Here is a 16,539-nt window from a genome sequence, read left to right on the forward strand (position 1 = left end):
ATGCCGTGGCTCGGCGTGAGCGGCCCGGCGCACCTCGCGCCGGGCTCGCTCAGCTGCGCTCATGGTCTGCTCAGCTCTCCGTCTGGCGGGCGGCCTGGTCCTTGCGCCAGCCCTCTTCCTTCTGGACGAACTCGTTGTCCGCGAAGTCGGCGAAGTCGCTCTCGTCGTGGACGCGGCGCACCTCCAGCTTGCTGCCGGGGCCGAGGGGGCAGCGGCTGGCCCACTGGGCGGCCTCATCCTTGCTGGCCACCTCCAGGATCCAGAAGCCGTTGAACAGCTCGTGCGTCTCGCCGTAGGGGCCGTCGGTGATGATCGGGGTCTCGGCGTCGAAGTCGACGACGAAACCCTCGTCGGTGTCGGCCAGGCCCTCGCCCGCCAGGAGGACCCCGGCGTTGGTCAGAGCCTCGTTGTAGGCACCCATCGCGTTGAGGATCTCCTCGAAGTCCATCTCCTTGGAGGCGTCGAGAGCTTCCTGGGTGGACCGCATGATCAGCATGTACTTCATCGTCGTGCTCCTTCGTTGCGGAGGTGCCGTGTGCGACCTCCTAACTCACCGTCGAACGGCGCGGCGCTGGATCGACATCCGCGTCAAACTTTTCCGGGTCGGTGTCCACCCGCCCTCAGGTGAGGTCGATCCAGTAGCGCCGCGTGAGCGTGCCGCCGTCGCGCGAGCGCTTGTCCTCCAGCGCGCCGCCGCAGCGCTCGATGGTGCGGATCGAGCCCGGGTTGTCGTCATCGCAGGTGACCAGCGCCCGCTCGACGCCGAGGCTCCGGACGACGTCCAGGCCCTGCGCCAGCATCTGCGTCGCATGGCCGCGTCGGCGGTGGTCCGGGCGCACGCCATAGCCGAGGTGGCCACCCTCCTCGAGCAGGGCCTCGGTGAGCTCGTGCCGGATGTGGACTCGTCCGACGATCTCGTCGTCGACCACGGCAAACAACATGGTCGCGGGCACCCGACCCGGTGCCAGGTCAGCACCGGCGCGATCGCGCTCGACCCGATCCAACCACTGCTCCCAGGTCTGGTCCGGACCTCGCAGCAGGAAGTTGAAGTCGGCGGCGGCCAGCTCGACCTGAGCTGCCTCCGCCTGGGCCCGATCCGTCGCGAGCGGCTCGCGCAGGATCAGCCCGGTGGTGCTGTCACCAGGGGATTGCTCGACGTCGGTTCGCATCCTCAGGAGCCTAGGCCGAGGGCGTGCCGCATGGCAGCGAGTTTCACCTCGGTCTCGGCGAGCTCGGCGTCCGGGTCGGACGCGGAGACGATCCCACCACCGGCGAACAGGCGCATCGAGAGGGCATCTGCCGCCAGCTGGCCGCAACGCAGGGCGATGCCCCAGTCGCCGTCGCCGCTGGCATCGAGCCAGCCGACCGGGCCGGCATAGCGGCCGCGGTCCATGCCCTCGAGCTCGTCGATGAGCCGGGCAGCGTCTGCGAACGGGGTGCCACAGACCGCCGCCGAGGGGTGCAGGGCGGCGGCCAGGTCCAACGAGGTGGCGTCGTCTGCCGCGCGCCCGCTCAGGTCGGTTGCCAGGTGATAGACGTCCGGCAGCTCGAGCACGAACGGCTGCTCGGGGACCTCCAGGCTCTCGCAGTGGGGTGCCAGTTTCTCGGCGACAGAGCGCACCGCGAAGGCGTGCTCCTCGAGCTCCTTGGCGGCCGAGACCAGGTGCAGCCGCGGGTCCGGGGTGTGCTGGTCCTCCAACTCGGGGTGCGCCTCGGTCACCGACGGCGCGGGGGTGCCGCCCCGGCGCACGGTCCCGGCCAGGACACGCGAGCGCACCCGCCCCTCCTGCAGCCGCACGAGCATCTCGGGGGTGGCCCCGACCAGCCCATCGACGGCGAAGGTCCAGGTGGCCGCATAGCGCGCTGCGAGTCTGCGCAGCAGCGCAACGGTGTCGATGGGGGAGTCGGCGACAGCGCGGACATCGCGGGCCAGCACGACCTTGTCGACCTCACCGGCCTCGATGCGCCCGATCGCACGCCGGATCACCCGCGGCCAGTCCTCGGGGGCGACAGCGCCCGGCTCCAGCCGTATGCCGTCAGCCAGCTCTCCCTGACCGCTCGCCACGGTCGTGGCTCCGGTGTGGCTGCGGCCGGCCTGGGTCGACACCTGGCCGGCGTCGTCGAGGGCCTCGATGCTGGTCACCCAGGCCCGACCGTCTCGCTGGCCAGCCACCACCCGGGGCACGACCAGGCCCCCGAGATCGGGGGAGTCAGGGGAGAAGGCGAAGGAACCGAAGGCGACCAGGCCGGTGCCGGGCAGGTTGACCTCGTCGACCACGTCCGTGGCCTCGACCAGGTCGGCCCACCACTGGGCCGCAGCGGTGAACCGGTCCGGACCACTCGGCATACCGTCGTCCGTGCTGGCGGCCGCGCGGCCCCACCCGATCAACCCGTCCCCCTCGCGCACCCAGCTGACAACGGTCGCCGGGTCGACGTCTGGGGGCAGCAGGTCGAACAGATCGGGCTGTGGGGGCGCCTCAAGGGTGCGGGCGCGCAGACGGGGCAGGACGGGGACGGTCACGGCAGGTCAGCCTATGCGGTGTCGGGATGGGAAGATGACGGGCATGAGTCGCGCGAGTCTGGACAAGGCCCCTCACGAGGTCGCTGAGATGTTTGATGAGGTGGCCGGTCGCTACGACCTGACGAACGACGTGCTGTCGCTGGGTCAGGACCGGTTGTGGCGGCGCGCCGTGGTCCGGGCGATCGATGCCCGACCTGGTGAGCGGGTCCTGGACATCGCTGCCGGCACCGGCACCAGCAGTGAGCCGTTCGCCGACGCCGGCGTCGATGTGGTGCCAGCCGACTTCTCGCTCGGCATGCTCCGCAAGGGCAACCGGCGGCGCCCTGACCTGGCCTTCACCGCCGCCGACGCGCTCGCCCTGCCCTTCGCCGACGGCTCCTTTGACGTGGTCACGATGTCCTTCGGGCTGCGCAACGTCGCCGACACCGGCCAGGCGCTGGAGGAGTTCCACCGGGTCACCAAGCCCGGGGGACGCCTGGTGATCTGCGAGTTCAGCACCCCGACGTTTGGTCCCTTCCGGACGGTCTATCAGGAGTATCTGATGCGCGCCCTGCCCGCTGTGGCCAGGCGGGTCAGCAGCAACCCCGACTCGTATGTCTATCTGGCCGAGTCCATCCAGGTGTGGCCCGACCAGGACGCCCTGGCCCGGCAGATTCGCGCGGCTGGCTGGAGCGGTGTGCGCTGGCGCAACCTGACCGGGGGAGTCGTCGCCGTGCACCACGCGGTGCGCTGACACCGAGCTGGTCACGAGAGCTGATCGGGAGGGGCGGATGAGCGCAGACGTCACCGAGGTCGCCGACTTCCTGGCCTCCCGCGCGCCCTTTCGTGAGCTGCCCCGCGCCCTGCTGCAGACACTGGTCCGGCAGACCGCGATCCGCTATGTGCGGCGGGGCACCCGCATCCTGTCGGTGGGCGAGACCAACGAGGTGATGTTTGTCCTCCGCTCGGGGGCCGTCGACATCACCGACGGTGACGGCGGCCTCGTCGAGCGCAGCGAGCCCGGCACCTGCTTCGGCATGTCCACCCTCGTGGAGCGGGCTCCGTCGCGCTATGACTTCACCGCGATCGAGGACAGCCTCCTGCTCGTGGTGCCTGCGGAGACCTTCCACGCGACGTGTGAGCGGGACGAGGGCTTCGGTGCCTACTTCACGTCAGCGCACACTGCCCGACTGCGGCGGGCGGTGGCCCTGCTGCACACCACCGACCGCGGCGGGGCCGTGCTCCGGACCAGCGTGGGTGATCTGGTGCGCCGAGCCCCGGTCACCGCTGCCCCCGGTGACTCCATCCGGGCCGCGGCACAGCTGATGGCGGCGGAGCGCGTCTCCTCGGTCCTGGTGCAGCAGGACGGCCGGCTCGTCGGCATCGTGACCGACCGTGACCTGCGCACCCGGGTCCTGGCCGAGGGGCGCGACCCGGAGGGGCCGGTCGCGGAGGTGATGACGCCGGAGCCCGCGACCGCGAGGATCGACGCCCTCGCCTTCGAGGCGCTGATGGAGATGGTCGAGCGCAAGATCCACCACCTGCCCGTGCTGGACCGGGCCGGTGGTGTCGTGGGACTGATCAGCGGCACGGACCTGATGCGCCTGGAGCACAACAACCCGGTCTATCTGGTGGCCGACATCGAGGCTGCCTCCGACGTCGCGGCACTGGCGTCGCTCGGCACCCGCATCCCGGTCATCGTCGACCAACTCGTCGCCGAGGACGCCACCGCGCAGGACATCGGCCGGGTCGTCACGTCCCTCGGTGATGCCATCGAGCGACGCCTGCTCGTGCTGGCGGAGACCGAGCTGGGGCCGCCGCCGGTGCCCTACTGCTGGGTCGTGCTCGGGTCGCAGGCCCGTCACGAGCAGGGGCTGGCCAGCGATCAGGACAACGCGCTGGTCATTGCCGATGAGATGACCCGTGAGCACGACCACTATTTCGCGGCGCTGGCGCAGCGGGTGTCGGCCGGGCTGGTGGAGTGCGGCTATCCGCTCTGCCCGGGTGACGTGATGGCCACCAACCCGCGCTGGCGCGCCTCCGTGGCGACCTGGCGGGCGCACTTTGACCGGTGGCTGGACACCCCGGAGCCGCAGGCGGTGCTCAACGGATCGATCTTCTTCGACATGCGGCCGTTGCACGGGGCGGTCGACCTGGTGGAGGACCTGCGGGCGGACGTCCTGGCGCGCACCCGGCACGCGGACCTGTTTCTCGCCTATCTGGCACGCCACGCCGTCGGGCGGCGCCCGCCGATCGGCTTCTTCCGCGGCCTGGTTCTCGAGCGGGAGGGTCGGCACCGCGACCGGCTCGACCTGAAGGCCGGAGGGGTGGGCGCCGTGGTGGAGCTCGCCCGAGTTCACGCCCTCCTCGGTGGCCTGCCGGAGGTGAACTCCCATGCCCGCATCGACGCGGCGGCTCGTGCCGGCTCGATCTCAGCGGGGCTGGCGGCCGAGCTGATCGACGCCCTGGAGTTCGTGGCCTATCTGCGGATGCGGCATCAGGGCCACGCTGTGCGCTCCGGGCGCGAGCCCGACAACTTCGTCGACCCCGCGACCCTGACCGACTTTGAGCGTCGCCACCTGCGAGACGCCTTCCGGATCATCCGCGCAGCCCAGCAGGCGCTTCTCCAGCGGCTGCCGCTGGAGAACCTGTCGTGAGGTGGTGGCGCGGGGGCGCACCGGACCGGGGGATCGCTGACCTCGAGCTGCTCGCGCTGGACCTGGAGACCACCGGGCTGGAGCCCGCCAGGCACGAGATCGTCAGCGTCGGCATGGTGCCGGTCAGCGGGCTGACCATCGAGCTGAGCGGCGCCCAGCAGTGGGCGGTGCGACCGACCGGCGCCGACGGCGTGGGGCAGAGCGCGACCGTGCACGGGATCACCGATGACGCCGTGGCCGAAGCACACCCGCTGCAGGAGGTGCTGCCGCAGGTCCTGACCGCGCTGCACGGACGAGTGCTGCTCGCCCACCACGCCTCCATCGAGGTGGGCTTCCTCACGCGGGCCAGCCGCGCCGCCGATCTGCCCGTGCCGGACCTGACGGTGGTCGACACCGTCCGGTTGCAACGCCGTGTGCTGCGCCTTGGCCGCACTCGCGGCCACCTGGGGGAGGAGGACCTTGCGCTCGCCGCGGCCCGCGAGCACCTGGGCCTGCCGCGCTATCGCTCGCACGAGGCCCTCACCGACGCACTCGCCTGTGCCGAGCTCTATCTCGCTCAGGTGGCGGTCCTCGGCGAGGACCTCACCCTGCGTCAACTGCTGCGCTGACCCGCGCTCGCTCGTGAGTCCAGGTAACGCCCCTATGGGGGAGGTGCGGTCACTCACGAGATCTGTCGGTCAGCAGTCGTTGGCGCCGCCGCCGCTCGTGAGTCCGGGTAACGCCCCTATGGGGGCGGTGCGGTCACTCACGAGATCTGTCGGTCAGCGGGAAAGACGGTCTGCGCAGGACACCGTCAGCGCGGGTACAGCCCCGTCGGGGTGGCCGCCGCGTAGACCCAGCTCACGGCCTCATCGATCTCGTCGTTGCGGCGCCTGACCCACTGGCCCCAGCGGGTCACCAGGCGGGGCGAGAGCAGGAACACCGCGCCGATCCCGAGCAGGACGCCGGTGACCTGCCAGGACGTGGCCTGCTGGTCGAGCAGCGAGATCGGGATCATGACCAGGCCCATGACGGCGCAAAAGCCTCCGACGGCCATGCTGATCAGGCCGAGGCAGAACGAGCTGCCGGACGTGGCATCCTCATCGACCCGCTTGTGCAGGCCCGGCAGCCCGCGCTCGAGCTGCCCGGGCCGGTGCACGGCCCACTCGAAGAGCGCGGCTCGGGAGGCCCGTTGGCCGCGGGCATAGCAGATCGGCGCGAGCACAAACATCAACAGCGGAGAGAGCGCCAGGCACACCGCGCTGACGAAGAACAGGACCTGCATCCCGGGGATCACCCCGACCGCGCCGCTGATCAGGAAGCCCCACCCGACCACGAGTCCCACGATGGCCGACCACGTGCTCAGGCGCTGCCAGAGTCGGCCCGCGGCCTGACCGACCTCCTTCGCCGAGGTGAGCTCCGCCTGAGCCGCAGCGGGGAGCTCCGGGGGAGCCATGGCATACGTCTGCTTCTTCCTCGAGCGCCGCTTGGTCCGCTTGGCGGCCTTCTCCCGAAACGCCGCGGCCTCCTGTAGGGCAGTGACCCGGTGCTCGGCGAAGTGCAGGGCGGCCTGCTCGCGGGAGGTCTCGACCGGCAGGCCGCTGGAGCCGAGGTAGGCCCGCACCTGCTCGTCGGAGAGGTGCCGCATCACCAGCAGCGACTGCTCGTGCGGCGTGACGGTGTCGGCCGGCTTGGGTGCCCAGCCGTCCGAGGCGGCGGGCGTGGTGGAATCTGGTGTCATCTCGCAGGACAGTCTCGGTCACCGTCCTGATCGCGGGAAAAGGACACACGAGTGGGCCGAAAATCGTGCGCCACGGCGGACCGGCGTGAGGTGAGGCAACCCTTAGTGACTGCCCAGAATGCTCCGTCCTAGACTGGCGCGGAAGTTCGTGAATCCCTTCACAAGCGAGGCAGCCCAGGTGTCCCAGCCCACCCCGAGTGGTCCCCCCAGCACGACCGACGAGTCGGCTGACCGCGCCTGCGGCATGATGACCTGTGACACCCCTAGGATTGGGGCGCCGACCAGCCAGCGCCGAAAGGAGCGTGGGTGATGGATATCCATCCGTACGTGCCGCTGTTGTTCTTCTTTGCACTCGGCCTGTTGTTTGCCGGGGGCTCGATGGGCGCCGGGGCTGTTGTCGGGCAAAAGACCTACAACCGGGCCAAGGCTGACGCCTACGAGTGCGGCATCATGCCCACGCCGCACGCCCGTGACGGCGAGCGCGTGCCGATCAAGTTCTATCTGACGGCGATGCTCTTCATCATCTTCGATGTCGAGGTGCTCTTCCTCTATCCGTTCGCAGTGGCCTTCGACCAGGTCGGGCTGTTCTCGCTGCTGGCGATGCTGCTGTTCCTGGTGGTCGTCTCGGTCCCGTTCGTCTATGAGTGGAGCCGGGGTGGTCTCGAGTGGGACTGACCGCCAACCACAGGGGTATGCCGTGTGCCTGGGTGCGCGCGGCCGCAGACTTGGGTGCGCAGAGACTTTTTCAAGGGATGGTGTGACACGTGGGACTTGAGGACAAGCTTCCGTCGGGCTTTCTGCTGACGACGGTCGAGGGCATGGTCGGTCAGATGCAGGCCCGGTCGGTGTGGCCGGCAACCTTCGGCCTGGCCTGTTGTGCCATCGAGATGATGGCCGTCGGCACGCCGGACTATGACATCGCCCGCTTCGGCATGGAGCGCTTCGCCGCCACGCCCCGCCAGGCCGACCTGATGATCGTGGCCGGCCGCGTCAGTCAGAAGATGGCCCCGGTCGTGCGCCAGGTCTATGACCAGATGCCCAACCCCAAGTGGGTCCTGTCGATGGGTGTCTGCGCGAGCTCCGGCGGCATGTTCAACAACTACGCGATCGTGCAGGGTGTGGACCACATCGTGCCCGTCGACATCTATCTGCCTGGCTGCCCGCCGCGCCCGCAGATGCTGCTCAACGCGCTGCTCTCGCTGCACGACTCGATCCGCGACACCAAGTTTGGCGTCGATCGGGTCGAGGCGGCCCGCAAGGCAGAGGCGGCCGCGCTGTCGGCGACGCCGACGCATGAGATGAAGGGACTGCTCGCGTGAGTGAGACCCCCGCTAACCCCACGGAGGACCTGCCGGTCGAGCAGACCGATGCCGCGGCTCCTGGTGAGCCCGTGGTGGTGGCCCGCCGCCGGGGCATGTTCGGCGCCAGTGCCGGAGGGGACACCTCCGGCTATGGCGGTCTGCAGCGCGAGATCCTGTTCCCTGGTGAGTCGGCGCGGCCCTACGGCGGCTATTTCGACGAGATCGCGGACGTCCTCGAGGAGGCGACCGGTGAAGCCTTCACCGAGGGCGTCGAGGTGGTCATCGACCGTGGCGAGATGACGCTGCACGTCGCGCCCGAGCACCTGCTGACGATCGTGCGGGCCCTGCGTGACGAGCCCGCTCTGCGTTTCGAGTTGTGCCTGGGCGTCAACGGCGTGAACTATCCGCAGCTGGAGGGTGCCGAGCTGCACGCCGTCAACAACTTCCTGTCGATCACCCACGGTGGTCGGCGCATCCGCGTTGAGGTGGCCTGCTCCGACGCCGACCCGCACGTGCCCTCGATCGTCGAGATCTACCCCGCCAACGACTGGCACGAGCGCGAGACGTGGGACATGTTCGGCATCATCTTCGACGGACACCCGGCGCTGACCCGGATCCTGATGCCGGACGACTGGCCGGGTCACCCGCAGCGCAAGGACTACCCGCTGGGTGGCATCCCGGTCGAGTACAAGGGCGCCACCATCCCGGCGCCAGACACGCGCAGGAGCTATAGCTGATGGCGACGCAGACTCACGAAGACCTGTATGGCGACGGCGAGGATCTCGGGCCCGTCTTCACCGCGAGCGGCGGTGACTGGGACCAGATCGCGGCGGACGCGGCGACCCTGGGCGAGGAGCGCATCGTCGTCAACATGGGCCCCCAGCACCCCTCGACCCACGGCGTGCTCCGGCTCATCCTGGAGCTGGACGGTGAGACGGTCCGGGAGGCCCGGGCCGGCATCGGCTATCTGCACACCGGCATCGAGAAGAACATGGAGTTCCGCACCTGGACTCAGGGCACCACGTTCTGCACCCGGATGGACTATCTGACTCCCATCTTCAACGAGGCCGCCTACTGCCTGGCCGTCGAGAAGCTGCTCGGCATCACCGACCAGATCCCGCAGCGCGCTAACGACATCCGCGTGCTGATGATGGAGCTCAACCGGATCGGCTCGCACCTGATCTGCATGGGCACCGGCGGCATGGAGCTCGGCGCGACCACCGTCATGACCATCGGCTTCCGTGAGCGCGAGCGGATCCTGCGCTTCTTCGAGGCCGTCACCGGTCTGCGGATGAACCACGCCTACGTCCGCCCGGGCGGCGTCGCCCAGGACGTGCCGAACGAGGCCCTCGACGCCCTGGAGGCCGAGCTGCCGGACCTGCGCCGCGGCATACGGGACCTGGAGAACCTGCTCCTGGAGAACCCCGTCTTCAAGGGCCGCACCGTCGATGTCGGGCACCTGGACCTGACCGGCTGCATGGCGCTGGGCGTCACCGGGCCGGTCCTGCGCTCGACCGGCCTGCCGATGGACCTGCGCAAGGTCACCCCCTACTGCGGCTACGAGACCTACGACTTCAACGTGGTCACCCGGGAGAGCGCGGACGCCTATGGCCGTGCCTGCATCCGCATCGAGGAGATGTGGGAGTCGCTCAAGATCGCTGAGCAGGCCATCGCGCGCCTGCGCGAGAGCGTCGGCGAGCCGGTCATGGTGGCGGACAAGAAGATCGCCTGGCCGGCCCAGCTGTCCGTCGGCTCCGACGGCCAGGGCAACAGCCTGGACCACATCCGCAACATCATGGGCGAGTCGATGGAGTCCCTGATCCACCACTTCAAGCTGGTGACCGAGGGCTTCCGGGTGCCGCCGGGCCAGGCCTACGTCGGCATCGAGTCGCCCAAGGGTGAGCTCGGCGTCCACGCTGTCTCCGACGGGGGGACCCGCCCGTTCCGGGCCCACTTCCGGGACCCCTCGTTCCACAACCTGCAGGCGGCGTCCGTGATGGCAGAAGGCGGCCTGGTCGCCGATGTCATCGTCGCGGTCGCCTCGATCGACCCCGTGATGGGAGGCGTGGACCGATGAGCGACAGGACCCGCGAGGACACGAGCTTGCGAGGCCCGGAGCGGTCCGCGGAGCTCATCAAGGAGGAACGATGAGCGCAGAGACTCACGACCCGCTGCACCGCTATACCCCGCTCCACGCGAGCGAGGAGCCCTACGCCGAGGACGTGCTGGCCACGCTGCGTGCCGACGCCGCGGTCATCATTGCGAAGTATCCGCAGAAGCGCTCCGCGCTGCTGCCGATGCTGCACCTGGTCCAGTCTGTCGACGGCTTTGTCACGGGTCGCGGCATCGACCTGTGCGCCGAGATGCTGGACCTGACGCGCGCCGAGGTGTCGGGCGTTGCGACGTTCTACACGCAGTACAAGCGCCACCCCAACGGTGAGTACACCGTGGGCGTGTGCACCAACACGCTCTGCGCGATCATGGGCGGCGACCAGATCTTTGACGAGGTCAGCGAGCACCTGGGGATCGGGCACGACGAGACGACGCCCGACGGCAAGATCACCCTGGAGCGGGTCGAGTGCAACGCGGCCTGCGACTTCGCGCCGGTGGTCATGGCCAACTGGGAGTTCTTCGACAACCAGACCCCGGAGAGCACCAAGAAGATGGTCGACGACCTGCGCTCCGGCGTCCCGGTCGCCCCGACCCGCGGCGCCGCGCGCGTCTGCTCCTTCAAGGCGGTCTCCCGCATGCTGGCCGGCTTTGAGGACGGCCTGGCCGACGAGGGTGTGGGTGCCGGACCGGCCTCGCTCGAGGGCCTGAACCTGGCGAAGAAGAACGGCTGGGCCGCACCTTCGGCGGAGCAGTCGACCGAGCAGAAGACGGACGAGGAGAAGGACGCGTGAGCACACAGCTGACCCCGATCCTGACCAAGTTCTGGGACCACCCCACGAGCTGGACCCTGGAGACCTACGAGGCCAACGGCGGCTATGCCGGTCTGCGCAAGGCGCTGCAGACCGAGCAGGCCGACCTGGTGCAGATGGCCAAGGACTCCGGTCTGCGCGGTCGTGGTGGCGCCGGGTTCCCCACCGGCCTGAAGTGGAGCTTCCTGCCCCCGCCCGATGGTGGGCCGCGCTATCTGGTCGTCAATGCCGATGAGGCTGAGCCGGGCACCTGTAAGGACATCCCGCTGCTCCTGGCGGCCCCGCAGTTCCTGATCGAGGGCATGATCATCACGTCCTTCGCGATCGGCTGCAACCACGCCTTCATCTACCTGCGCGGAGAGGTGGCCCACGTCCACCGTCGCGTTCAGCGGGCCATCGCCGAGGCGTATGCCGCGGGTTACCTCGGCAAGGACATCCTCGGCACCGGCTATGACCTGGACATCACCCTGCACTCGGGGGCCGGCGCCTACATCTGTGGTGAGGAGACGGCGCTGCTGGACTCCCTCGAGGGCCGTCGCGGTCAGCCGCGGCTCAAGCCTCCGTTCCCGGCCGTCGCCGGTCTCTATGCGCGTCCGACCGTGGTCAACAACGTGGAGTCGATCGCCTCGATTGCTCCCATCGCAGCCAACGGCGCGGACTGGTTCGCCGGGATGGGCACCGAGAAGTCACAGGGCTTCGGCATCTTCAGCCTCTCCGGACACGTCACCCGGCCGGGTCAGTATGAGGCGCCCCTGGGCATCACCCTGCGTGAGTTGCTGGACATGGCCGGCGGCATCCGTGAGGGCCACCAGTTGAAGTTCTGGACCCCTGGTGGGTCCTCGACGCCGCTGTTCACCGACCAGCACCTGGACGTGCCACTGGACTTTGAGTCCGTGGCAGCCGAGGGCTCGATGCTCGGCACCCGCGCCCTGCAGATCTTTGACGAGACGACGTCAGTCGTGCGGGCGGTGTCGCGCTGGACCGACTTCTATGCCCACGAGTCCTGTGGCAAGTGCACCCCCTGCCGGGAGGGCACCTACTGGCTCAAGCAGATCATGCACCGGCTGGAAGAGGGCCGGGGCAGCCAGGACGACATCGACAAGCTCGTCGACATCTGTGACAACATCCTGGGTCGCGCGTTCTGCGCCCTGGGCGACGGTGCAACCAGCCCGATCACCTCGGCGGTGCAGTATTTCCGTGAGGAGTTCGAGGCCGGCATGCACACCCCGGCGTCCGAGCTCTTCCCGCCGGAGCGTTCGATGCTGTTCGCGAAGGAGACTCAGCCAGCATGACTGTCAACACCTCACCCGCCGCCGGCGGCAACGCGGTGGACACCGGCGGCAACGCCGAGATCCCGGCCGAGCCAGCCGTGAAGATGGTCTCGCTGACCATCGACGGCGTCGACGTCAGCGTCCCCGAGGGGACGCTGGTGATCCGCGCGGCCGAGCAGATCGGCGTGGAGATCCCGCGATTCTGCGATCACCCGCTGCTCGACCCGGTCGGCGCCTGCCGCCAGTGCATGGTCGAGGTCGCGACCCCGGACCGCGAGGGCAACGTCAAGCCGATGCCCAAGCCGCAGGCATCCTGCACCCTGGCCGTGTCCGAGGGCATGCAGGTCAAGTCGCAGCACACCTCGCCCGTCGCCGACAAGGCGCAGCACGGGCAGATGGAGTTCCTGCTCATCAACCACCCGCTGGACTGCCCGGTCTGCGACAAGGGCGGGGAGTGCCCGCTGCAGAACCAGGCGATGTCCGCCGGCCGCCCGGTCTCTCGCTTCGAGGACATCAAGCGGACCTATCCCAAGCCGATCAACATCTCCGCCCAGGTGCTGCTGGACCGCGAGCGCTGCGTCCTGTGCGCCCGGTGCACGCGGTTCTCCGACCAGATCGCCGGCGACCCGTTCATCGCGCTCATCGAGCGCGGCGCGCTGCAGCAGGTCGGCATCTATGAGGAGAAGCCGTTCGAGTCGTACTTCTCCGGCAACACCGTCCAGATCTGCCCGGTCGGTGCCCTGACTGGTTCCGCCTATCGCTTCCGCTCGCGTCCGTTCGACCTGGTGTCCACCACCAGCGTGTGTGAGCACTGCGCCTCTGGGTGCTCGATCCGCACCGACCACCGGCGGGGCAGCGTGCTGCGTCGGATGGCGCTGGAGGACATGGACGTCAACGAGGAGTGGAACTGCGACAAGGGTCGCTGGGCCTTCCCCTACGCGACCCAGCCGGACCGTCTGCGCGACCCGGTGGTCCGCGGTGAGGACGGGCAATACCACGTGGCCACCTGGGACGAGGCGCTGGCTGCGGCCGCCCGCGGGCTGGCTGCTGCCCACGCGGACGGCGGAGCTGGCGTGCTCGTCGGCGGCCGCGGCTCCGTCGAGGACAACTACGGCTACAGCAAGTTCGCGCGCACGGTCCTGGGGACGAACGACATTGATTTCCGGGCTCGGCCGCTGTCCGCTGAGGAGACCGACTTCCTCGGCTCCCACGTCGCCCGCAACACGTCGGTCACCTACAGCGATGTGGAGGCCGCCCCGTCGGTGCTGCTCGTCGGCCTGGAGCCCGAGGACGAGAGCCCGATCCTGTTCCTGCGCCTGCGCAAGGCCCACCGGGCGCAGAAGACCTCGGTCCACTCCATCGCACCGTTCGCCACGCGTGGACTGACCAAGATGGGTGGCACGCTGATCCCGGCTGCTCCCGGCACCGAGACCGAGATCCTGCAGGCGCTGGCCGCCGACCGCTCCGGCGAGCCCGGCGACGGCACTGACCCGGTGACCGCCGCAGCGGCAGCGCTCACCGCAGACTCGGTCATCCTGGTCGGCGAGCGCCTGGCCCTGGTGCCCGGCGGTCTGTCCGGAGCCGCTGCCCTGGCCGAGGCGACCGGAGCCCGTTTGGCCTGGGTGCCGCGCCGTGCCGGTGAGCGCGGTGCCATCGAGGTTGGCGCTCTGCCCACCCTGCTGCCAGGCGGTCGTCCCGTGGAGGACGAGGCAGCACGTGACGCGGTGGCCCAGACCTGGGGTGTCGGCCTGCCGGCACAGCCCGGGCGGGACACGGAGGGCATTCTCCAGGCCGCAGCAGTCGGAGACCTGTCGGCGTTGGTCGTCGGCGGCGTCGACCCCGATGACTTGCCGGACCCTGTCCTGGCACGGGCCGCGCTGGAGCGTTCGTTCGTCGTGTCCCTGGAGTTCCGCGAGTCGGTCGTCCACGAGTTCGCCGACGTCATCCTGCCGGTCGCACCCCAGCAGGAGAAGGCCGGCGCCTACGCCAACTGGGAGGGGCGTCTGCGGCCCTTTGAGCAGGCCCTGGAGTCCAACGCGCTGGCCGACCACACCGTCCTGGACCTGCTGGCCGCCGAGATGGGCATCCAGCTGGGTGCCCGTGACCTGCAGGACCTGCGTCGCGAGATGACCGGCCTCGGCTCCTGGGAGGGCACCAGCTCGGTGCAGCGTGTCGCCTCGGCCGAGCCGGCTCGCCCGTCCGCGGGTGAGGCCGTGCTGGCCACCTGGCACCACCTGCTCGACGAGGGGTCGCTCCAGGACGGCGAGCCGTTCCTGGCCGGCACCGCACCCCGTGCGGTGGCACGCATCTCTGCTGCCACGGCTGAGGCCGTCGGCGCGGCGCTCGACGGCGAGCTGTCCGTCAGCACCGACCGCGGGACGATCACCCTGCCGGTGGAGCTCACAGCGATGCCCGACCATGTGGTCTGGCTCCCCACCAATTCCGCTGGATCCACGGTTCGGGCCACCCTCGGCGCCGAGTCCGGGGCGCTCGTGCGTCTCGCGGCGTCCCCGGGCCCGGCCACAGCAGGTGCGGGACGACAGAGCGTCACAGGAGGCCAGGCATGAGCGCCCTGAGCGCGGTCAACGAGATCGCGGCGCACACCCCGTCCCTGCTGGCGGCGGTCCCACTGCCGATGGCGGACGGTCCCCGCGCCGATTTCAGCGACACCCCGTGGTGGCTCTCGCTGATCAAGGCCGTCGGGATCTTCGTCTACCTGCTGCTCTCGGTCCTGGTCGTCATCTGGGCCGAGCGCCGGATCATCGGTCGGATGCAGCAGCGCCCCGGACCCAACCGGTTTGGTCCGTTCGGCATCCTGCAGACCCTCGCCGACGGCCTCAAGCTGATCATGAAGGAGGACGTCACCCCCAAGAACGCGGACAAGGTGATGTTCATCCTGGCCCCGCTGATGGTGGGGTCCTTGGCCTTTGTCTCCTTCGGGATCATCCCGATGGGAGGCGAGGTGTCGATGTTCGGGCACACCACGCCGCTGCAACTCACCGACATGCCGGCCGCCACGCTGCTGGTGCTGGCTGTCGCTGGTGTCGGTGCCTACGGCTTTGTGCTGGCTGGCTGGTCCTCCGGGTCGACCTACCCACTGCTCGGTGGTCTCCGCTCGACGGCGCAGGTGGTGTCCTACGAGATCGCCATGGGCCTGTCGCTGGTGGCGGTCTTCCTCTACGCCGGATCCATGTCGACCAGCGAGATCGTTGCCGCGCAAGACCGCTGGTGGTTCGCCTTCCCGCTGTTCTTCTCCTTCGTGGTCTACGTCATCACCATGGTGGGTGAGACCAACCGGCTGCCCTTCGACCTCGCCGAGGGCGAGGGTGAGCTCGGTGGCGGATTCCACACCGAATACTCCTCGATGAAGTTCGGCATGTTCTTCCTCGGTGAATACATCAACATGTTCACCGTCTCCGCCCTGGCGACCACGCTCTTCCTCGGCGGCTTCCACGCGCCCTGGCCGATCGGGGCCATCAACGACGGCATGTTCAGCGAGGGCTGGTGGGGCCTGCTCTGGTTCACCGGCAAGATGTGGCTGTTTATCTTCTTCTACGTCTGGCTGCGCGGCTCGCTCCCACGGGTTCGCTATGACCAGTTCATGAAGCTCGGCTGGAAGGTCCTGATCCCGCTGTCGCTGGTCTGGGTCGTCGCCGTCATCCTGATGCGCGCGGCCGACCCGAGCATCGGCTACTTCGGTGAGGGCCGCCTGCCGGTCATCATCACCACCGCCGTGGTCATCCTCGGCGTCGTCGGCGGCATCACCCTGCTGATGGCCCGCCTGGAAAAGAAGGAACAGCAAACGCTCGAGGACCGGCGCCCCCCGGTCGAGGTGGACCCGTTCGCCGGCGGCTTCCCCGTGCCCCCACTGCCCGGACAGACCCTGGTCGAGCCGACGACACGTGCCCCTGCCGTGACCGCGGCCAAGCCGGTCGCGGGCAGCGCCGCAGGTGCCACGACGACCGTCGTGGCCGACCCCGGCGCCACCGAGCCCAACCCCACCGAGCCCAACCCCGCAGAACCCGATTCTGCAGAGTCCCACGACACCGACGGGGAGGACACCCGTGGCTGAGCGCAAGCAACCAAGACACGCAGGCTCCGACACACCGGAGCAGGACAGCACCCAGCGGCACGAGGTCGCCAGGGTGCCAGCACCGGAGCCGGCACCT

At 69.4% G+C, this 16,539-nt stretch carries 15 protein-coding genes; 11 read left to right on the plus strand and 4 right to left on the minus strand.

Translation table 11 applies throughout. From position 1 onward, the window contains the following. Nucleotides 1-70: 70 nt before the first annotated feature. The 3 genes from NF556_RS03905 to NF556_RS03915 all read right to left on the minus strand — a co-directional run bounded on the left by NF556_RS03905 (nt 71) and on the right by NF556_RS03915 (nt 2,521). Complete coding sequence (locus NF556_RS03905) at nt 71-505, minus strand: YciI family protein (RefSeq protein WP_252594201.1); 435 nt, start codon at nt 503-505, stop codon at nt 71-73. A gap of 115 nt (nt 506-620) precedes the next feature. Further along, on the minus strand, nt 621-1,169 hold the full coding sequence (locus NF556_RS03910; RefSeq protein WP_252594202.1) for a GNAT family N-acetyltransferase: 549 nt from the start codon (nt 1,167-1,169) through the stop codon (nt 621-623). Between the two features lie 2 nt (nt 1,170-1,171). After that, on the minus strand, nt 1,172-2,521 hold the full coding sequence (locus NF556_RS03915) for an isochorismate synthase (RefSeq protein WP_252594203.1): 1,350 nt from the start codon (nt 2,519-2,521) through the stop codon (nt 1,172-1,174). A gap of 43 nt (nt 2,522-2,564) precedes the next feature. Between NF556_RS03915 and NF556_RS03920 the strand changes: the two genes are divergently transcribed. From NF556_RS03920 to NF556_RS03930, 3 genes are read left to right on the plus strand one after another with little or no spacing between them, the layout of a single operon-like run. Further along, entirely contained in the window at nt 2,565-3,254 is a 690-nt protein-coding gene (locus NF556_RS03920; RefSeq protein ID WP_252594204.1) for a demethylmenaquinone methyltransferase, read from the plus strand. Between the two features lie 37 nt (nt 3,255-3,291). Then, a complete protein-coding gene (locus NF556_RS03925; protein ID WP_252594205.1) occupies nt 3,292-5,157 on the plus strand; it encodes a DUF294 nucleotidyltransferase-like domain-containing protein in 1,866 nt (621 codons plus the stop codon). Beyond that, nucleotides 5,154-5,765: a 3'-5' exonuclease gene (locus NF556_RS03930; protein ID WP_252594206.1), complete on the plus strand. Its 612-nt coding sequence runs from the start codon at nt 5,154-5,156 to the stop codon at nt 5,763-5,765. Before NF556_RS03925 ends, NF556_RS03930 begins: the two co-directional genes overlap by 4 nt. A 185-nt stretch (nt 5,766-5,950) precedes the next feature. On the opposite strand, the gene NF556_RS03935 is transcribed toward NF556_RS03930, so the two are convergent. After that, nucleotides 5,951-6,877, minus strand: a complete 927-nt coding sequence (locus tag NF556_RS03935; protein WP_252594207.1) for a hypothetical protein — start codon at nt 6,875-6,877, stop codon at nt 5,951-5,953. Nucleotides 6,878-7,186: 309 nt separating this feature from the next. Here NF556_RS03935 and NF556_RS03940 point away from each other — a divergent pair, with 309 nt between their 5' ends. From NF556_RS03940 to nuoH, 8 genes are all read left to right on the plus strand, one after another. Beyond that, on the plus strand, nt 7,187-7,552 hold the full coding sequence (locus tag NF556_RS03940; protein WP_252594208.1) for an NADH-quinone oxidoreductase subunit A: 366 nt from the start codon (nt 7,187-7,189) through the stop codon (nt 7,550-7,552). Nucleotides 7,553-7,641: 89 nt separating this feature from the next. Then, complete coding sequence (locus NF556_RS03945) at nt 7,642-8,196, plus strand: NuoB/complex I 20 kDa subunit family protein (protein WP_256829800.1); 555 nt, start codon at nt 7,642-7,644, stop codon at nt 8,194-8,196. After that, nucleotides 8,193-8,915, plus strand: a complete 723-nt coding sequence (locus NF556_RS03950) for an NADH-quinone oxidoreductase subunit C (RefSeq protein ID WP_425607060.1) — start codon at nt 8,193-8,195, stop codon at nt 8,913-8,915. Before NF556_RS03945 ends, NF556_RS03950 begins: the two co-directional genes overlap by 4 nt. Then, nucleotides 8,915-10,255, plus strand: coding sequence for an NADH-quinone oxidoreductase subunit D (locus NF556_RS03955; RefSeq protein ID WP_252594209.1), 1,341 nt, complete (start codon nt 8,915-8,917; stop codon nt 10,253-10,255). Before NF556_RS03950 ends, NF556_RS03955 begins: the two co-directional genes overlap by 1 nt. Nucleotides 10,256-10,325: 70 nt before the next feature. Continuing rightward, nucleotides 10,326-11,081 carry an NADH-quinone oxidoreductase subunit NuoE gene (gene nuoE, locus NF556_RS03960; protein ID WP_252594210.1) on the plus strand — a complete coding sequence of 252 codons (756 nt, stop codon included), beginning with the start codon at nt 10,326-10,328 and terminating at the stop codon, nt 11,079-11,081. Beyond that, complete coding sequence (gene nuoF, locus NF556_RS03965) at nt 11,078-12,391, plus strand: NADH-quinone oxidoreductase subunit NuoF (RefSeq protein WP_252594211.1); 1,314 nt, start codon at nt 11,078-11,080, stop codon at nt 12,389-12,391. Before nuoE ends, nuoF begins: the two co-directional genes overlap by 4 nt. After that, nucleotides 12,388-14,937, plus strand: a complete 2,550-nt coding sequence (locus NF556_RS03970; RefSeq protein ID WP_252594212.1) for an NADH-quinone oxidoreductase subunit G — start codon at nt 12,388-12,390, stop codon at nt 14,935-14,937. The genes nuoF and NF556_RS03970 overlap by 4 nt, the downstream gene beginning before the upstream one ends. After that, complete coding sequence (gene nuoH / locus NF556_RS03975) at nt 14,934-16,442, plus strand: NADH-quinone oxidoreductase subunit NuoH (RefSeq protein ID WP_425607061.1); 1,509 nt, start codon at nt 14,934-14,936, stop codon at nt 16,440-16,442. Before NF556_RS03970 ends, nuoH begins: the two co-directional genes overlap by 4 nt. Nucleotides 16,443-16,539: the final 97 nt, after the last annotated feature.

The sequence above is a fragment of the Ornithinimicrobium faecis genome (genome assembly GCF_023923225.1).
GTDB classification, from domain to species: domain Bacteria; phylum Actinomycetota; class Actinomycetes; order Actinomycetales; family Dermatophilaceae; genus Ornithinicoccus; species Ornithinicoccus faecis.